The sequence below is a fragment of the Shewanella woodyi ATCC 51908 genome, from assembly GCF_000019525.1.
In the GTDB taxonomy this organism is placed as follows: domain Bacteria; phylum Pseudomonadota; class Gammaproteobacteria; order Enterobacterales; family Shewanellaceae; genus Shewanella; species Shewanella woodyi.
The window spans coordinates 2,002,074-2,019,015 of record NC_010506.1 but is presented as its reverse complement, the minus strand read 5'-3'; the positions used below and the strand labels follow the sequence as shown (position 1 = coordinate 2,019,015).

Here is a 16,942-nt window from a genome sequence, read left to right as displayed (position 1 = left end):
CCTTTATTTAAGCTTTTTAATACGCTCCGTTTGACTTATCACATCAGTCAAACGAATACCAAATTTATCGTTAACCACAACCACTTCACCATGAGCGATAAGTGTGCCATTAACCATGACGTCCAAAGGCTCACCAGCAACGCGATCTAACTCGACAACCGAGCCTTGGTTAAGTTGTAGTAAGTTACGGATATTGATAAAGCTACGTCCCACTTCCATAGAGATGGTCACTGGGATATCCATAATTGCATCTAATTTGGCAACATCCTCCTCTGATAGATCCGCTGCTGTGGTATTATCAGTCAGTTCGTCAAGTTCAACAGCTTCGGCTTCTTCCAACGCCTGCTCAGCCATTGCATTTGCCCAATCATCACCAGTATCTTCAGTACTCATCTTTACACCTTAATATTTCATTATCAAACAACGTGTTAAACCATGATATTTATTGGGAAACACGCTATTTAGCATGTTATAACTCTTTCACTTCCCGAACTTTCGCTTTACGGGTAATTAAATGAAGCTCAGATTTGGCTGTTTCAGGTCGAGGAATTTTCTGGATCACTCTAAGCGCGAGATTATCCCGAGCTTTACCTAATTTACACCTAAAGGTTGGTAAGTCTTCAACGCGCAAAATGATATGTTCAGGCAGCTCAACAGGAATAATGTCTCCCTGCTTCAACTCCATCACATCTTTAAGTGTGATCTGATGTTCAACAACAGTTGCATCTAAACCAACATTAACATCCATGATCTCGTCTTTTAATGCCTGAGACCAACGCATATCGGTATCTTGCGTATCACTTTGCACACCGGCATCGAGAAGCTCTCGTATCGGCTCAATCATGGAGTAAGGCATAGTGATGTGAAAGTCACCGCCACCACCATCAACCTCAATATGGAATGAGCTGATAACAACAACTTCTGTTGGGCTTACAATATTGGCCATTGCAGGGTTAACTTCTGAATCCAGATAATCAAACTCCACATCCATGACTGGGGCCCAAGCATCTTTATAATCTTCAAAGATTATCTTCAGCAGCAGTTGCACAATTCGTCTTTCTGTCGGAGTAAACTCACGCCCCTCAATTTTAGCGTGAAAGCGTCCATCACCACCAAAGAAGTTGTCCACCAGAATAAAAACTAACCTTGCTTCCATTGTGATAAGTGCAGTCCCTTTAAGTGGGTTAAAACGCACCATATTTAAGCTGGTTGGAACAAATAACGTATGCACGTACTCGCCAAACTTGAGCATCTGTACACCGTTGATGGAAACCTCGGCTGCACGACGCATCATATTGAACATACTGATACGCAGATGGCGAGCAAAACGCTCATTAACAATCTCAAGCGTAGGCATACGTCCGCGCACAATACGATCTTGGGAGGAGAAGTCATAGGAGCGAGCATCCACTCCCCCCTCTTCAACTTCCTCTTCCTCTACGTCATCTACCCCGTGAAGTAGCGCGTCAATTTCGTCTTGGCTTAATAGATCACTCACAATATTGCCTTATTAAACTAAAAAGGAACGATTCATCATATAAACGTTTTCATACTCATCGCTTTAAGGTAAAAGCTTTTACCAAAAAGTAATGACATCATATAGTGATATCTGAATCGGAAAACTTAATAAACTACAGCCACCAGTTACTGCATCACAAAACCAGTAAACAGTACTTTCTCGACAACTTTTCGCCCTGTAACAGGCTGGAGCGTGTTTTGAACATTTAACAGTGCTAACTGGCGTAATTCATCTTTCCCTGCCAGAGAGCTCATTTTTTGAACATCAGCACTACTAAAAGTAGTCAGCAGTGCATCTTCAATTAACGGGATATGTTTTTTAATTAAGACATCATCGTCACCGCCACGAACCATCAATTGGACTTTAATCTCAACTAATCTTGAACGGGAAGCACCTGGCAAATTAAATAGAAATGGCCTAGGCATACCAACATAAAAAGCCTCTCCGGTATTCACCTCTTCAACCACTTCAGCCGCTTCACCTTCAACAGCAGCCTCATCGCTAGGTTCGCTTGAGCCTAAGAAAAACCAAACTCCCCCACCAATAGCCAGTAATAAAACTAAGCCAATGACACCAAAAATTAGCTTCTTCTTACTTTTCGGTTCACCATTCTCTTCAAGTTCTAATGATTCTTCATCAGCCATTTTATTTCCTTTTTTATAATGCCTCTAGATGCTACTGCTAGATATGCAATGTATTCATAATAAGGATTGTAGCTAAAATTGGCGCGATCCTCACATTGATCTCTATAGGTTACCTGCTTATGCGTAATAATCTATACCCGAACGGTAACTAGTTGCTTGTTTTGAGCTTATTAATGATTCTTCTGCTGAGATTTCATCCAGTTCAGAGGTAAATTGATCTCCATTATCATCGCTTGCCTGCTCACCTTCACCATTGTTCGAGTCTTCTTGAGAAACCTGACTGTCAGTCAACTGCATCCCCTGCTCAGATAAAAGATCTTTCAATCGCGGAATAGCCTGCTCAATCATATCTCGGGTTTGGTGTTGCGCCACCTGAAACTGAACTTGAGTTTGATCGCCTTGCACTTGAATTCTTACCATTAACTGGCCTAACTCAGGTGGATCTAACCTAATCTCAGCATGTTGAACCCCTTGACTCACCATAGTAACTAACTGCTGCTTCATCACTGGAGCAAACCGTTGGATCATATCTTGTAACTGAACCTGCTGCTCGTTGCTTTGTCTTAATGAGAGTTGTATCTGGGCGATATCAGTTCGTTGAGGTTGAGGCGATAACAGGGAGCTTGTTTGTTGCAATTTAGATTCTCCCCCCTGCAATGATTCACTTAATACTAAGGATTGCTCACTTCCTGCCTTAACAGGCTGCAGTTTTACCGTTAGTTCAGCTCCCTTGAGTTGCTGCTCGGCAATAACTTGCCCATCTGTTTTGTTCGCCTTAGATGTAGCTTCAGGTTGAGCTATGGTTTTCTCACCTAAAATGCTACTGAACTTCTCATTATCGACTTTTGGCTTTGACGCTAACTCTTGCCCTTGAAGCTGATTGAGTTTAGGCTCTTCCCCTTTAACTACATGCCCCTCTTTAGCTGTTTCTACTTGTCTTAACTGTTCAGCAGTTAATGACTTTGCCTCATTATTGCTCGATGACCCTTGCCCATTTTTCATCTCTTTCTCAGCAGAGATACCTGCCAAAGTTTGCATATTATGTGACAACTCAGTATCGGAGAGTTTAGCTTCTTGTTCGATTATGGCTGCATCATCGAGCGAGAGCTTATCGCTCTCAATAGCATCTAGTATCGCTTGATGATCACCACCACTCTTAACTAGCACAACGAGCTGGTTCAAGATCTCAGGTGAAAGTGCTTGTAACTCCTCTTTTGTAAGACCACTTTGCTTTTGTAATTCAGCCAACAACTTTTCATCAATAGGTGCTAACGTTTCTGGATCGAAAATATCGAGATCTTGTTCGGCTTCTCCATCAATTTTAACCATTAAGGTTTCAATGGATTGCTCATCAATGAGCATTTCATCAAGCGGCAAACTATCGCCGCTAGCTTTACTCTCTGCTCCTGAGCTACTCTTGCTTAACTCTGATGCTAGGTTGATTTGCGCTAAGACATGGGATACATCAATCAAGTCACCGTCTTGGTCTGCAGTATCTTGTGCAACACCATCTTCGGCTTTAGCTTTAAGTTCAGGGTCTTGAGCATGAGTCTGCTTTATTTCGCTGTTTGAGGTTTCTTTGGATGCAGATTTAACCTGTTGTTTTGCCTCAACACTTGCTTGCTGCAGCGCAGTGGAGAAATCACTATCCTTAGTCGCTTTCCCATCACTTTGGGTGACTTGCTTACTCTCTGTACTTGGCTTACTTTCAGCTTTGTTATTGGCTAAAAGTACATTGGTCATCTTCTGCATAAAGCCTCCAAAAAACACTGCCTGTCAATAATATAAAGGCTCACAGTCAGCGTCAAAATGTCGACCGACTAGGCCGACAAGATCTATATCTATAAGCGAAGCAATTTCAATGCCAAGAAGAGGTTAGAAGAGTGGAAACTTAAAAGGAATGGGTTAACGAGCACGTTTTCGATAAAACAGTTGAGATGCGAACTCATCAGTCATCTTCTGTTCACGCCTTAGTTCAGCTTGTTGAGCTTTATCTGCTTTATGAGAGAGCAGCAGTTCAACAGCTTTCCTTTTTTGTTGCATCTCCTGCCAATATTTCTGTCTGTGCTCTCTCTGGGAGTCAGCCTCCTGAATAGAGGAGATCTGTTTAGTAATCGCTTCATCTATCTGTCTGACAAATTGATGAAATTGATGGTAATAACTGGCACTGATATTTTTACCGTGATGATTTTCCATCTGTTTCATATAATCGAGACGGTAGTTCCTCAGCGCTTCAAGTTGACTCTGGCACTTTTGCAACATCAATTGCGCAGACTTAAGCTGCAAGCCCGCTTGCTCTTCAGCTTCTTTTGCAAGTTTTAACACTGTATCTAACGGATCATGCTTCGCCATTAAACCACCAACTCTTGCTGTTCAAAAACACTTGTCATTAAACCTTACACTGAGCACCTAATTGGCTCAGCATAAGCTCGCTACTATCAAATCGAATGGCTTCCTTCATGGTTTGCCTTAAAAAAGCGTTCATGGCTGGTTGCAAGCGAATAGAGTTATCTATTCTTGGATCACTCCCTTGGGTATAGGCACCGATAGAGATAAGATCCCTGTTCTGCTGATAGAGGGAGTAAACTTGCTTAACTCGGCGCATCGCTTCTAGATGCTCAGGACTAATCACCATAGGTGCAACACGGCTTATTGACGCCTCAATATCGATTGCAGGGTAATGTCCAGAATCCGCCAGTTGCCTCGAGAGGACGATATGCCCATCCAAGATAGCCCTAGCAGCATCAGCAATAGGATCTTGCAGGTCATCGCCCTCAGTTAACACAGTATAAAATGCTGTGATGGAACCTTGTCCTGACCCTCCATTACCCGCCCTTTCAACTAACTTAGGAAGTTTTGCAAATACTGAAGGCGGATAACCTTTGGTTGCAGGAGGCTCACCCACTGCCAGCGCAATCTCCCTTTGTGCCTGTGCGTAGCGGGTCAAACTGTCCATCAATAGAAGCACGTTATAACCTAGGTCTCGAAAATATTCGGCGATACGCGTCGATGTTTCACAAGCGCGCAATCGCATAAGTGGCGATGTATCTGCAGGTGCAGCAACAACAACAGAGCGGGCTCGCCCTTCATCACCCAATATCTCTTCAATAAACTCTTTAACCTCTCGGCCACGCTCACCGACCAAGCCCACCACAATAACATCGGCTGTGGTTCCACGAGTCATCATACCAAGCAAGACACTTTTACCGACACCAGAGCCCGCAAAAAGCCCCATTCTTTGACCTTTACCCACAGTCAACATGGCATTGATGGCCCGCACTCCAACATCTAAAGGTTCAGTGATTGCTCTGCGAGACAGGGGATTAATAGACTGGGCATGTCTTGGAGCCTTTTGATCGGTTTGTAATCGGCCCAGACCATCCAAAGGCAAACCGTTACCGTCAAGTACTCTTCCCAGCAAAGAAAGGCCCACATTCAAGCCGCTCTGCTCGCCAAGAGGGGTAACTTTAGCGCCAGGTAACACGCCTCGAAGTTCCTCAATAGGCATGAGATACAGAAGCTCATCGTCAAAACCTATCACCTCGGCAACAAGCTCTCCCGCTAATGTCTCTATACTGCAAAGACTTCCAATAGGCGCGCGGCAGCCGGTAGCTTCTAGCGTTAAACCAACCACACGTACTAGTTGGCCACTCGCTTCTGCAATGAAAGGATGTACTTTTCCAGACTGTTGCTTGATTCTATTCAGCAGTTGGTTTTGGCGGCTATGCATCTTTGTATTCGCCTTTTGCTCTGAAATAAATACCTAGAATGAGGATCATAAATAGTCAGCTATATAGGGATAAAGAGTTAATCCACTTTATCAGGAGAGTCATCAGGGCTCTGTTCTTTGCTATTTTCAACATGATGAGACTCATCAGTTACTTCACCATCGCTCTCCTGTTGAGTCTCAACATTGAGCTCCTCTTCAGGCAATGTTTCTAGCACTTGACTCGCTTCAGAGGCGATATCTAAGGCCTGTTTTTGATGCTCAACGGTTTGGCTTAAATTCTGCTGATGACTCTCTAACTCCTGCAATACAGTGCTCATTCGACTCTCAAGTCGCATATCGACACTGCTCCGCTGACTAAGAATAATACAATCGCCAGGAGTCAAACTTGGATCGCTCTCTAAATCCCAACGATTTTTCTCTAATTGATTGGCACTGTATAACGAACCAACTAGCTCATGGTCTTCTGGGTGCAAGCGGATCACAACCCCTTGCTCTTTCAAAGGCAATGAGTCAACACCTTGCCTTAACGCAGATAATATATGCTCTGGATGAGTTTTTATTTCATGTCCAATCACTGCGCGAGATAGCTTTAATGTCAATGATACAAGCTCCTGCTCTATCTCATTGTCAAGCAGTTCAAGAGGCTTTTCAAACTGTTCAAGTAAACCTTCAAACCGTTTGATGAGCTCTAGTGCCTTCTCCGCCCCCTCTTGATAACCTTGCTCTTTGCCCTGCTCGAATCCCTCATCATGGCCCTGCTTTAACCCCTCTAAACGTCCAGTTTCGAGGCCAGCTTGATGCCCCTCCTCTTTTCCCTGTGCAAAACCTTCATTTTCAGCTTCCTGCCTAATCTCCTCTATCTGCCCTAAGGTTGGAGGTAAAATTGAATCAGGTTCCTCCGTGACAGGTTTTTGAGCCGCTTTTCGTCCAAAAAGATTAGAGACATCTTCGGGAACTGCTGTTGTTACATCCGGGATATGCCAATGGCTAAACTCAATATCGGCTTCAGGTGGGTGAACTTCGCTCTCACCTTCAGGTTTATTGGACTTCATTATAAGAACTCTTCACCGCCACCACCGCCTAGCATAATCTCACCACTATCACTTAGGCGACGAGCAATGGATAAGATCTCTTTCTGCGCCACTTCAACCTCACTGATCCTAATAGGCCCCATGGCTTCTAGATCATCGGCCAGCAATTCTGCAGCACGTTTAGACATGTTACCCAATATTTTCTCTTTAAGCTGATCATCTGCGCCTTTGAGCGCTTTCATCAAGACATCCTGTTGAACTTCTCGCAACAGTGCCTGAATACCTAAGTCATCAACATCAATAAGGTTTTCAAATACAAACATTAAGTCTTGGATCTGTTGCGCCATCTCTTCATCAGACTCTCGCATCGTCTCCATCAACTGACTTTCAACGCCTGTGTCTAAGTAGTTCATGATGTTAGCCGCAGCTTTCAAGCCACCCATCTTGGCAGCCTGAGCACCACCTTGGCCTGCAAACTGTTTCTCCATAATGTCATTCAGCTCTTGCAAGGCAGCAGGTTGAACCTCTTCCAAATTAGCAATACGCATCATCAAATCCAGACGAGTATTCTCTGGAGATTGTGCAAAAATTTCAGCTGCTTGATCGGGTTCTAAGTAGGAGAGAACAATGGTTTGGATCTGTGGGTGCTCGTTTTGAATAATCGTCGCAACTTGGCGAGAATCCATCCATTTTAGCGACTCCAACCCTTTCGCACCGCTGCCCATAATAATCTGTTCGATCAGATTACCGGCTTTATCTTCACCTAATGCCGCGGTCAGAGCTTTACGCACAAACTCCTCACTGTTAAAGCCTATTGAGGAGTATTTTTGTACTTCATCAAGAAACAACTGATGTACAGCGATAACTTTTTCCTGGCCAAAATCTTCCATGGCCGCCATCACCATACCCACTTTCTGTACCTGCTTTGGCTCTAGATGTTTAAGGATCGATGCGGCATCGGCTTCACTTAAACTTAGCAGTAAGATCGCTGTTTTTTCTACACCTGTAAGGTCATCGATTACCGATGAACCTTTGCCCCCGGCCTCAGCCACTTCTGTATTATTGCTCATTGTCTTGTAACCAACCCTTAACGACCTGTGTAGACAGTTCCGGCTCATTAGCCACGAGTGCCCTAATCGCCTTAATCATATCATCATCTTTATGCAGATCTGGTATCAAAATGGAGCCATCATCATTATAGCTGTACTCAGCATCAGGACGATTTAACATGCCCAAAGTATCCGATGCATATTGATCTTCAATTTCTGCTAACTCATCACCAAATTTTGGCTCATCAGGTAGGTTACTGCTATCTGGATAGATAAGTTTCTTCAACATAGGTCGGACGATAAACAGGATCAGCGCCAGAATAACTAAGCCACCCATGGCAAGTTTAATGGCACGCCAGAACCAAGGTTGCTCCCATAATTCAGGTGCTGGAGCTTCATCGATCAATTGATCCATAAAGGGAACAGTTACCACCTCAATAACATCCCCACGCTGGGTACTAAAACCAACAGCCCCTTCAAGTAGACGACGAATATTAGCCATCTCTTGATCTGTTCTTGGTACTCGATTGACCTGTCCATCTTCACCAGCGGGACCAGGCTTAAAATCGACAGCCACAGAGACGCTCACACGTCTAACAACACCTATCTGTTGTCTGGTATGGCTGATGGTGGTGTCTAATTCAAAATTACGAGTTGCTTCTTTATGAGAGGATCCAGGGTTCTTATTTGCTTCACTCTGTTCACCGTCTAATGCATTTTGAGGAATGTTCGCTTCCATTGGAGGCTGATTACTCAAAGCACCAGGTATGCCGCCTATCGCACCTGAGTTAGAACTATTCTCTACCGTCATCTCACTGCGAAGCGCTGGTAAATCTGGATTAAAGCGTTTTGCGGTTTGCTCAACAGCGGTAAAATCCATGCTCACATCAACTTGAGAGGTAAAGTTTTCAGGGCCAAGGATCGGCATTAATATGGATTCAACTTTATTGCGGTATTCTGACTCTTTCTGTTGAACCAACTCAAGCTCTCTTCTAGCTCGAGCCGATACACCATCTTGACTGCCTGAGTTTAGCAAACGACCATTAGAATCGGTAACCGTAACACGTGTTGGCTCTAACCCCTGTACAGCAGAAGCAACGATATCGACTATCGAATCGACCTCCTCCTGACCTAAACCTGCACGGCGTGCACTAATCACTACAGTGGCACTAGGTTTTGAGCGATTTCTGGCAAACACATTCTCTTTTGGAATAGCCAAAATCACTTTTGCACGAGTGACACTTCGTAGCTCTTCAATCGCTCTAGCTAAATTTAGCTCTTGGCTGTGTTTAAGCCTTGCTTGTTCCATTCGTTGACTTACACCAAAGCCACTATCTTGGCTCAGGTAGTCAGTGCTGTTTGACGCGCTATCCACCCCTTCACGGCTAAGCATCAATTTGACCTCTTGATACTTCTCCTCAGGCACTTTAACAACATCGCCCTCTATTTTATAAGCAACCTTGTTCTTATCCAACACATCGAGTACTTGGATCATATCTTCGGTCGCCATTTTACCCAATGGTCGAAACTCTGGCTCTTGGGCCCACAACATGACAAAAACAGCCACAGCAAGACAGATAGCAAGTGCAAGCACCATTGTCACTTGGCGTAACATATCAACACCACCAAATGAGCCAAGTCCACCAGACTTATTCTCTTCCTGAACACCACCGGCAATATCATCACTTGCCAATGTGGAATTTGTACCTACAACCATATCTGTACTCAAAATAGATCCCTGCTTGTCTATTAATCATTGTGGTCAAAATACCAACTAAAAATAGATAAAACCTAAGTAATGCAACGTATTATACAGGCATACTCATGATTTCTTTATAGGCTTCCACCAGTTTATTTCTCACTTGAACTGTTGCTTCAAATGCTACGCTAGCTTTCTCACGCGCGATAACAGTGTCAGACAAGGTAACCCTTGTGTCTCCCATGTCGAGTCTAGAAGATAGCTCCCCAGAGTTAGCTTGTAACTCACCGACACTGGTAACAGCCTGTGATAACAACTCACCAAAATCGCTACCTGAAGTACTTCTTACCTGCTGCGTTATCTGGGGAGTGATACTGCCTGTAGGGATCTCTCCACTCAGTGACTTCATCTCTTGCAATAAAGAGTTTGCTCCGATTTGCATAGGTTTCTCCCAAACAGTCGACTAACAGTAGAAATGACGGATAGTTGACGAAAATGATTCTTGGTAAGAACTAATGCAATTTGTTTGCCACAAAGATGAGTTGTGCTGAAATACAAAAAAGAGAGAGATAAAATTGTGCATGGAGGGGAATAAATACTAAAAAGGCACTAAAGTTAGTGCCTTTTATAAACATAGCTAAGCTAAATCAAAAGATCGGTTTATGCAGGGATCTGAATACCAGCATCTCTCATCTTGGCCATTTTATACCTAAGAGTTCTGGCGCTAATACCTAGCTTCTCAGCAACGAGCTTACGACTACCTTGACACTGGGTCAAAGTTTCTAGAATGATCACGTGTTCTTGAGCTTTTAGCTCATCTCCGAGTGCATCCAACTCCAGCGAGCTCTCTTGAGTGCTAGTATGACACTTCACATCCTGAGTAAGCATCACTTCGTCCGCATCGATTATGATCTCATTGGCGGTTATATTCCCGCCAGTGAAGAGAATTAAGGCTCTCTGAATCACATTATCTAACTCTCGGACATTACCAGGCCATCGGTGAGTCAGCAGGCGACGAGAAGCGCTCTCTTCAAAATCAGGGATCTCCGACATCCCTGATGTCGTTGCATGCCTAAGCAGCAGATGACGAGCCAGTGGTAGTATATCTGCTGGCCTTTGATTTAACGAAGGCCAGACTAAAGGAAACACATTTATTCTGTAATAGAGATCTTCTCTAAAGTCACCTGATGCTGCCATAGATTTAAGATCGCGGTTTGAGGTTGCCAATACCCTCACATCTAACTTGATATTCTTGCGGCCGCCAATTCGCTCCACCTCTCTCTCTTGAAGTACCCTTAGTAACTTAGCCTGTAGGCCTAGCTCCATTTCAGAGATCTCATCAAGTAGCAAGGTTCCTCCCTGCGCCTGTTCAAATTTACCAGGACAGGCCTGATAAGCACCGGTGAAAGCCCCTTTTTCATAGCCAAATAGAGTTGCTTCAAGCATATTTTCAGGAATTGCTGCACAGTTAATCGCGACAAAAGGTTGCTCTGCACGGGGGCTGTTTTGGTGAATAAACCTAGCCAATACCTCTTTACCTGAACCACTTGGCCCCATGATCATCACTGAAGCATCTGAAGCTGCCACTTTCTGTGCTAAAGAGAGTAGCGCTAGACTCTTTTCATCAGCAACAACAGGTTGTGTTTGACACAATTTTGGCTTGAGATAACGAGAGACTTGATTCAACAAAACCTCTGGTGCAAAGGGCTTCGCTAAATAATCGACAGCCCCAAGCTTAATAGCATTTACAGCATTATCTATCGTTGCATATGCTGTCATAAGTAACATAGGTAACTGTGGGTGATGTTGTTGAAGGTAATTTAGTAAGCCTAAACCACCCACTCCCTCCATCTGCACATCACTTATCACCATATCAAATGACTCGTGTTTAAGCTTAACAATGGCATCCTCTGCAGAAGCAACATCCACACAGTCATAATGAGCTATCAAAAGAGTGTCTAATAGGGCTTCACGAAGAGAGTGATCATCTTCGACCAATAATAGTTTACCTTCAGACATATTTAGCTCCTTCATCAACTTCTTTTACCAAGGGTTTATCAAAGGTTTCAGAGTCTTGGCCCAATAATTTTGGGAAAACCAATGAAGCCGTACACCCTTTTGTTTTTTCACATCTAAGTTGCAATTTTCCACTATGATTTGCCACAACAGATTGAACAACCGCTAAACCTAAACCGGTACCTTGTGCTTTAGTGGTAAAAAATGGTTCAAGCACCTTCTGCTGCATCGCCTTGTCTAACCCTTTGCCATTATCAATAATGTCGATATGCAAATTGCTCTGTGTTTCATATCCCTGAATTTTTACCTTTGTCGAGCCAGCTTCAATGCTGTTAACAACCAGATTATTAATTGCTGAGCTTAACGCACTCGAATTAGCCAGAAATGGACTCTTCGAGCTATCTATAAATTCAAGTTCACACCGGTTCTGCTCAGCAATCGGTTCGCAATTGGCGAGTACGCTTTCCATGACCGTTGAGATATGCTCCGCTTCGCCTTGCTCCTGCTGACGGCCTTTAGCCATTAAGAGCATATCATTCACCTGATGCTCTAACTCGTTTAGCCTATCAACTAACTTTCCCTGAAATCTTTTTCTGGAAACATCCGTCAATTTAGGACTTCCTAAGTTGGAAGCATATAGAAGTGCAGCTGTTAATGGCGTTCTAACTTGGTGAGCCAAAGTGGCCACCATTTTACCTAAAGCAGAGAGACGCTGAAGATGCGATAAGTTTTTCTGCAAAATACGCGTTTCTGTCAGATCAGTTAACACTATTAATTGGCCAGATTCAGGTGTTAGTGGAGTGATTGCTAACTTCACTCTGCGGCCATTACGAAGTGATACTTCATGTCCATCATCGTCTTGAGGAGAAAAGGCACGATTAATAACCTGAATCCACTTTAACCCCTCCAAAGGCAAGCCTAATAGCTTCACCGCGACAGGATTTGTGTCCGTAACAACACCATCACCATTTATGATAACAATGCCCGATGGCATAGCTTGCAGAATATGCTCCATTCGATTAGACATATTCGCTGCTGGCGCAATATCCAACCACTTAGGAGAGTGTTGGGATATCGTATCCTGTTGTATTTGAGGACTTACGGACATATTTACTCCGTCAAAAAATTGCTGCTAACAAGCTACATGCAGAATTTACGCCACAAAATAAAAAGGAAAGAAAATAAGGAAGACATTGATTAATAAGCATCAGTTATCTATGCAAAAATAACTGATATTGGTAGTAAGTTTAACGAATGAATATTGACTAAAGATAATGATTTTAGCCCTTATAGCTAACAAGAAGCTTGCATATTTAAGGGCTAAATTTACGGGAGGGTAATCTACTCGGTATTACTCTTTTCCCATTCCATACTTTCTCATCTTTTCAACTAAGGTTGTTCGCCTAATGCCCAACATCTCAGCGGCTCTGGCAACCACATTATCTTGTTGTTCCAATGCCTGTCTAATCATATCAATTTCGAGCTCAGCTAATAGATCTTTAAGATTAACGCCTTCGGGCGGAAGTTCACTAGGGAAACGTGTCTCAGGAATATCGACAGGCTCGTCACTGTTGAATATGGAAGCGAGCGCATCACGCTCTTGCTCCTCTTCACTGACCTCTACACAGTATTCAGGCACATCAATATGACGATACTTTACTGGCAGATCATTAACATCAACCAACCCACCTGGGTAAAGAATCGTTAAACGCTCAACCAAGTTAGACAGCTCACGGACATTACCTGACCAAGCATGCTCTTTTAATGACTCGATTGCTCTTTGAGTAAAACGAACTTTGCCACGCCCTTCGTTATACACTCGGCTAACAAGTTCTTGCAAAAGCAGCGGGATATCATCTTTACGCTCGCATAAAGCTGGCATTTCGATAGGAAAGACATTCAAACGATAATAGAGATCTTCCCTAAACTCTCCCTCTAAAATCATTGACTCTAGTTGACGGTGCGTTGCCGCGACAACACGTACATCAGTAGTAATCGATTTAGAACCACCGACTCTTTCAAACACTTTTTCCTGAAGAACTCGAAGCAATTTCACCTGCATCTGCAGAGGCATATCACCAATTTCATCTAAGAAAAGTGTTCCTTTCTCTGCAAGTTCAAAGCGCCCTTTTCGTGCACTTATCGCTCCAGTAAAGGATCCCTTTTCATGACCAAAAAGTTCACTTTCAAGAAGCTCAGGAGGGATTGCACCACAGTTAACGGGTATAAAGGGCCCATCACGGCGATCTGAAATATAGTGGATGTTCCTCGCCACCACCTCTTTACCTGTACCGGATTGGCCAAGGACAAGCACTGTCGCATCTGAGGGAGCAACTTGGTTGATCAAATGACGAACCTGGGCAATGCCATCACTTCTGCCAACCATGCTTCTGAACAGTTTGGTTTGGTTTACACTAGTAGGAATATCTGGACGTTTAGCTTGCCCAAAAACCTGACAGAAGTGAAGAAGCTCTGTCAGCTGAGGATAATTTAGAGGCTCCTCAATATGGCCGAGTATATTAGACGCAACAGCGCCATCCATCTCGCCAAGCAATAATATCGGCTGCCAAGGCAAGGTAGCTGCAAGAGTTTGTAGTAACTCTTTAGACTGTATGTCGGATGAGATGATTAAAGCTCGAAATCGAGTGTTATGAACTCGCAGTTCGAGTTTATCGACTGCGACTAACTCAACTTGTTCACCTAAAAACTCAAATACACAAGATAAGCGATTCATTCGCTCAGACTGGTTACCGACAAGTAGAATTCGTTGATCTGTTTGCATCATTCAAAAAGCCGTAAAGCGCTGGTTATTATTCGCATTAATTATTAGTGTTTGTTGCTGTAAAAGCGGAGTAGCATTTCCATAATAGTATGTAAGAAATCACTACCATGAGGAATAGTGTATTATCAGCAGGCTATTAGCAAGTACCTGATGCATTTAATGCTCCACTGAATTGATTTTAGCAGAACTAATTTTTTTTTTGATGAAATAGTCAACAAATTAGGGTATCAATGTCAACTTTTTGACTAGTGTCGACTTTATTTGGAATGAACAAGGGGCTGATTAGCCCCTTGAAGATATACACGCAGATAGGATTACATCGCTTCTGAATGAGATGCCATATGATGCTTCTCAGGCGGAATCGCATCCCAGCCCTCTTTAATTGTTTTCAAGATATCACTGACATCATCAATTGCCTGTATGTCATTATTCATATTGGCTTCTGAAATGCGTCGTAACATAAAATCGTAGAGATCTGAAAGGTTACTTGCGATATCACCACCAGCATCCATATTAAGGCTGTTGTTTAAACCTGTGATAAGGCCCACAGCTTTACCAATATAGATGCCTTTATTAGCAATATCATTGTTTTCTATTGCGTAACGGCTTTGTGCCAAACGCTGTAAAGCACCTTCAAACATCATCTGTATAATTCTGTGCGGTGAAGCAACTGAGATCTCACTCTCAACAGATACTTTACGATATGATTGCAGTGACTTTCTCATATATACCTACCTATTTAGCACCGATTGACTTGTAAAAGTTTATTTGCCGTTTACTTTTACTGCTCAGATGCATCAACTCTTGTCTATGCCGCATTATAACTTTAGCTTGTTGCTCAAAACGTTGAGTCAGCTCTAATTGTTTGAGCCACATAGTTTTATCTTCTAGCTTAATTGCTGCAAGTAAATCATTAAGCAAAAGTTGACGCTTACCAACCAGTACCTGCAATTCTGATACCAACTCATCAGCAAGTTCACTTTCAGCAGGTTCTTTATCCAGTTTTGCGAGTAACAGTTCAAGAGCTTGATTTAGCTCCTCCAACGCCTGAAAGTTTTGCACCATTTACTCCAGTTACAAATTTGGTTTAACTTTGGGATTTAACAACACCAGGGAGTGAGTTAAGTCCACTGATAATGCCGCCAGCTTGTTGGTTAAGATTTCCAACCACAAGATCCATGGCATTAAACTGCTTAAACAATCGAGCCTGCAGTTGTTCCATCTTTAATGAAAATGCTTCTCGCTGATCATCTAATCTCTGCTTATCACTGGTGTAAGCATTATTGCGAGAATCGATTAGACCACCGGTCTTAACATAGCCCTCAACAAGCTCATCCAATTGAACTGCTATACCGGTAGTATCCGTAGCAAACAGTCCTTCGATGCTACCAATATCTTCATCGATCACTTTATCAAGTTTAGTGCTATCAACAGACAACTTACCATAGCGATCTGCCGATATCCCAATGTCATAAAGGGCAACAGTCTCACCATCAACCGTGACTCTTGAACTGATTAGGTTACGTGCCTGAGACTCTATCGAACGGATCATTGAGTCCCCTTGAAGCGCCGCAGCCGTTTTCTTCTCTGTATCATAAGCACTAAGCTTATCAATGGACTCAATAAGGCTGTTATAAGCATCAACAAAGTCGGTAATATTCTCTTTAATCCCTTCTTTATCCAACTCAATTTTAACAGTACTGCTCGTATTAATATCCGCATCAGTTAGATTAAGAGTAACGCCAGTGATAGCCCCTTTAACTTCGTTAGTTTGAGAGGTTATCTTTTGACCATCGACATGGATTATTGAAGGCTTCGCTTCTTGAAGTTCGGTGAGGTTAACTCCACCAAACATATCGTTCAAACCGGTACCAACCGTATCAGTCGCAGCTACCGTTATCTGGCTATCGGGCCCTTCGACATCAGAACTAAGGACCAACCGACTGCCTGCATCACTGGTAATAATCGTTGCAGTGACACCAACATTATCTGTGGCATCATTGATGCTTTTAGCAATATCTTCTAGGGAATCACCAGCCCCAACATCAACAGAAAAGCTATTTCCATTAACTGTTAAGTCTAAACTCCCCTCACCGACTGCTGCAGCGGGATCAGCAACATTAATACCAGCCACTTTATGAGCTGTGGCTAACTGCTCAACCTTAATGTTGTAGCTTCCAGTTTGTGCGGTTTTATCGGCTGTTGCCGTTAAAAACTGGCTGTCACCAGTCGAAACTGATTTTTGATTAATGTTATTGCCATCTTTTAGTTTTTCAAGCGCATCTTGAAACGTCGACAAGGCACTTTTCAGTGTACCTATGGCCGACACTTTCGCATCGATGGTCTTCTCTGTTTTATCAAAGATAGCTTCTTTGGGGACTTTCTCAGCATCAACTAAAACACCGACAATAGTGTTAATATCTAGCCCAGAACCTATTCCCGTCGCTGTTAATGCCATAAAAACCTCATAAA

The 16,942-nt window shown here is 43.1% G+C and carries 16 protein-coding genes; all 16 read right to left on the bottom strand.

What is annotated here, in order from left to right; translation table 11 throughout:
- Positions 1-3: 3 nt before the first annotated feature.
- The 16 genes from fliN to fliD all read right to left on the bottom strand — a co-directional run bounded on the left by fliN (position 4) and on the right by fliD (position 16,928).
- Entirely contained in the window at positions 4-393 is a 390-nt protein-coding gene (fliN, locus tag SWOO_RS08265) for a flagellar motor switch protein FliN (protein WP_012324258.1), read from the bottom strand.
- 76 nt (positions 394-469) lie between these two features.
- A complete protein-coding gene (gene fliM, locus SWOO_RS08260) occupies positions 470-1,498 on the bottom strand; it encodes a flagellar motor switch protein FliM (protein WP_012324257.1) in 1,029 nt (342 codons plus the stop codon).
- Positions 1,499-1,644: 146 nt separating this feature from the next.
- The gene (gene fliL / locus SWOO_RS08255; RefSeq protein ID WP_012324256.1) at positions 1,645-2,163 is read right to left on the bottom strand and encodes a flagellar basal body-associated protein FliL; all 519 of its coding nucleotides are present in this window, start codon (positions 2,161-2,163) and stop codon (positions 1,645-1,647) included.
- 117 nt (positions 2,164-2,280) lie between these two features.
- Positions 2,281-3,915, bottom strand: a complete 1,635-nt coding sequence (locus SWOO_RS08250) for a flagellar hook-length control protein FliK (RefSeq protein WP_012324255.1) — start codon at positions 3,913-3,915, stop codon at positions 2,281-2,283.
- 153 nt (positions 3,916-4,068) lie between these two features.
- Positions 4,069-4,515: a flagellar export protein FliJ gene (gene fliJ / locus SWOO_RS08245; protein ID WP_012324254.1), complete on the bottom strand. Its 447-nt coding sequence runs from the start codon at positions 4,513-4,515 to the stop codon at positions 4,069-4,071.
- 37 nt (positions 4,516-4,552) lie between these two features.
- Positions 4,553-5,893 carry a flagellar protein export ATPase FliI gene (gene fliI / locus SWOO_RS08240; protein WP_012324253.1) on the bottom strand — a complete coding sequence of 447 codons (1,341 nt, stop codon included), beginning with the start codon at positions 5,891-5,893 and terminating at the stop codon, positions 4,553-4,555.
- A gap of 77 nt (positions 5,894-5,970) precedes the next feature.
- Positions 5,971-6,945 carry a flagellar assembly protein FliH gene (fliH, locus tag SWOO_RS08235; RefSeq protein ID WP_012324252.1) on the bottom strand — a complete coding sequence of 325 codons (975 nt, stop codon included), beginning with the start codon at positions 6,943-6,945 and terminating at the stop codon, positions 5,971-5,973.
- On the bottom strand, positions 6,945-7,994 hold the full coding sequence (fliG, locus tag SWOO_RS08230; protein ID WP_012324251.1) for a flagellar motor switch protein FliG: 1,050 nt from the start codon (positions 7,992-7,994) through the stop codon (positions 6,945-6,947). The genes fliH and fliG overlap by 1 nt, the downstream gene beginning before the upstream one ends.
- The gene (fliF, locus tag SWOO_RS08225) at positions 7,984-9,690 is read right to left on the bottom strand and encodes a flagellar basal-body MS-ring/collar protein FliF (protein WP_012324250.1); all 1,707 of its coding nucleotides are present in this window, start codon (positions 9,688-9,690) and stop codon (positions 7,984-7,986) included. The genes fliG and fliF overlap by 11 nt, the downstream gene beginning before the upstream one ends.
- 91 nt (positions 9,691-9,781) lie before the next feature.
- Positions 9,782-10,114, bottom strand: coding sequence for a flagellar hook-basal body complex protein FliE (gene fliE, locus SWOO_RS08220; protein WP_012324249.1), 333 nt, complete (start codon positions 10,112-10,114; stop codon positions 9,782-9,784).
- Positions 10,115-10,332: 218 nt separating this feature from the next.
- Complete coding sequence (locus SWOO_RS08215; protein WP_012324248.1) at positions 10,333-11,691, bottom strand: sigma-54-dependent transcriptional regulator; 1,359 nt, start codon at positions 11,689-11,691, stop codon at positions 10,333-10,335.
- Entirely contained in the window at positions 11,684-12,796 is a 1,113-nt protein-coding gene (locus SWOO_RS08210; RefSeq protein ID WP_012324247.1) for a sensor histidine kinase, read from the bottom strand. Before SWOO_RS08210 ends, SWOO_RS08215 begins: the two co-directional genes overlap by 8 nt.
- A 243-nt stretch (positions 12,797-13,039) precedes the next feature.
- On the bottom strand, positions 13,040-14,473 hold the full coding sequence (locus SWOO_RS08205) for a sigma-54 dependent transcriptional regulator (RefSeq protein ID WP_012324246.1): 1,434 nt from the start codon (positions 14,471-14,473) through the stop codon (positions 13,040-13,042).
- A gap of 311 nt (positions 14,474-14,784) precedes the next feature.
- Entirely contained in the window at positions 14,785-15,195 is a 411-nt protein-coding gene (gene fliS, locus SWOO_RS08200; RefSeq protein WP_012324245.1) for a flagellar export chaperone FliS, read from the bottom strand.
- Positions 15,196-15,205: 10 nt separating this feature from the next.
- On the bottom strand, positions 15,206-15,535 hold the full coding sequence (locus SWOO_RS08195; protein ID WP_041417549.1) for a hypothetical protein: 330 nt from the start codon (positions 15,533-15,535) through the stop codon (positions 15,206-15,208).
- Between the two features lie 22 nt (positions 15,536-15,557).
- A complete protein-coding gene (gene fliD / locus SWOO_RS08190) occupies positions 15,558-16,928 on the bottom strand; it encodes a flagellar filament capping protein FliD (RefSeq protein WP_012324243.1) in 1,371 nt (456 codons plus the stop codon).
- Positions 16,929-16,942: the final 14 nt, after the last annotated feature.

Coding starts and splice junctions, on each gene's coding strand:
- fliN (WP_012324258.1), bottom strand. CDS start 393: ATGAGTACTGAAGATACTGGTGATGATTGGGCAAATGCAATGGCTGAG.
- fliL (WP_012324256.1), bottom strand. CDS start 2,163: ATGGCTGATGAAGAATCATTAGAACTTGAAGAGAATGGTGAACCGAAA.
- SWOO_RS08250 (WP_012324255.1), bottom strand. CDS start 3,915: ATGCAGAAGATGACCAATGTACTTTTAGCCAATAACAAAGCTGAAAGT.
- fliJ (WP_012324254.1), bottom strand. CDS start 4,515: ATGGCGAAGCATGATCCGTTAGATACAGTGTTAAAACTTGCAAAAGAA.
- fliI (WP_012324253.1), bottom strand. CDS start 5,893: ATGCATAGCCGCCAAAACCAACTGCTGAATAGAATCAAGCAACAGTCT.
- fliH (WP_012324252.1), bottom strand. CDS start 6,945: ATGAAGTCCAATAAACCTGAAGGTGAGAGCGAAGTTCACCCACCTGAA.
- fliG (WP_012324251.1), bottom strand. CDS start 7,994: ATGAGCAATAATACAGAAGTGGCTGAGGCCGGGGGCAAAGGTTCATCG.
- fliF (WP_012324250.1), bottom strand. CDS start 9,690: ATGGTTGTAGGTACAAATTCCACATTGGCAAGTGATGATATTGCCGGT.
- fliE (WP_012324249.1), bottom strand. CDS start 10,114: ATGCAAATCGGAGCAAACTCTTTATTGCAAGAGATGAAGTCACTGAGT.
- SWOO_RS08215 (WP_012324248.1), bottom strand. CDS start 11,691: ATGTCTGAAGGTAAACTATTATTGGTCGAAGATGATCACTCTCTTCGT.
- SWOO_RS08210 (WP_012324247.1), bottom strand. CDS start 12,796: ATGTCCGTAAGTCCTCAAATACAACAGGATACGATATCCCAACACTCT.
- SWOO_RS08205 (WP_012324246.1), bottom strand. CDS start 14,473: ATGATGCAAACAGATCAACGAATTCTACTTGTCGGTAACCAGTCTGAG.
- fliS (WP_012324245.1), bottom strand. CDS start 15,195: ATGAGAAAGTCACTGCAATCATATCGTAAAGTATCTGTTGAGAGTGAG.
- SWOO_RS08195 (WP_041417549.1), bottom strand. CDS start 15,535: ATGGTGCAAAACTTTCAGGCGTTGGAGGAGCTAAATCAAGCTCTTGAA.
- fliD (WP_012324243.1), bottom strand. CDS start 16,928: ATGGCATTAACAGCGACGGGAATAGGTTCTGGGCTAGATATTAACACT.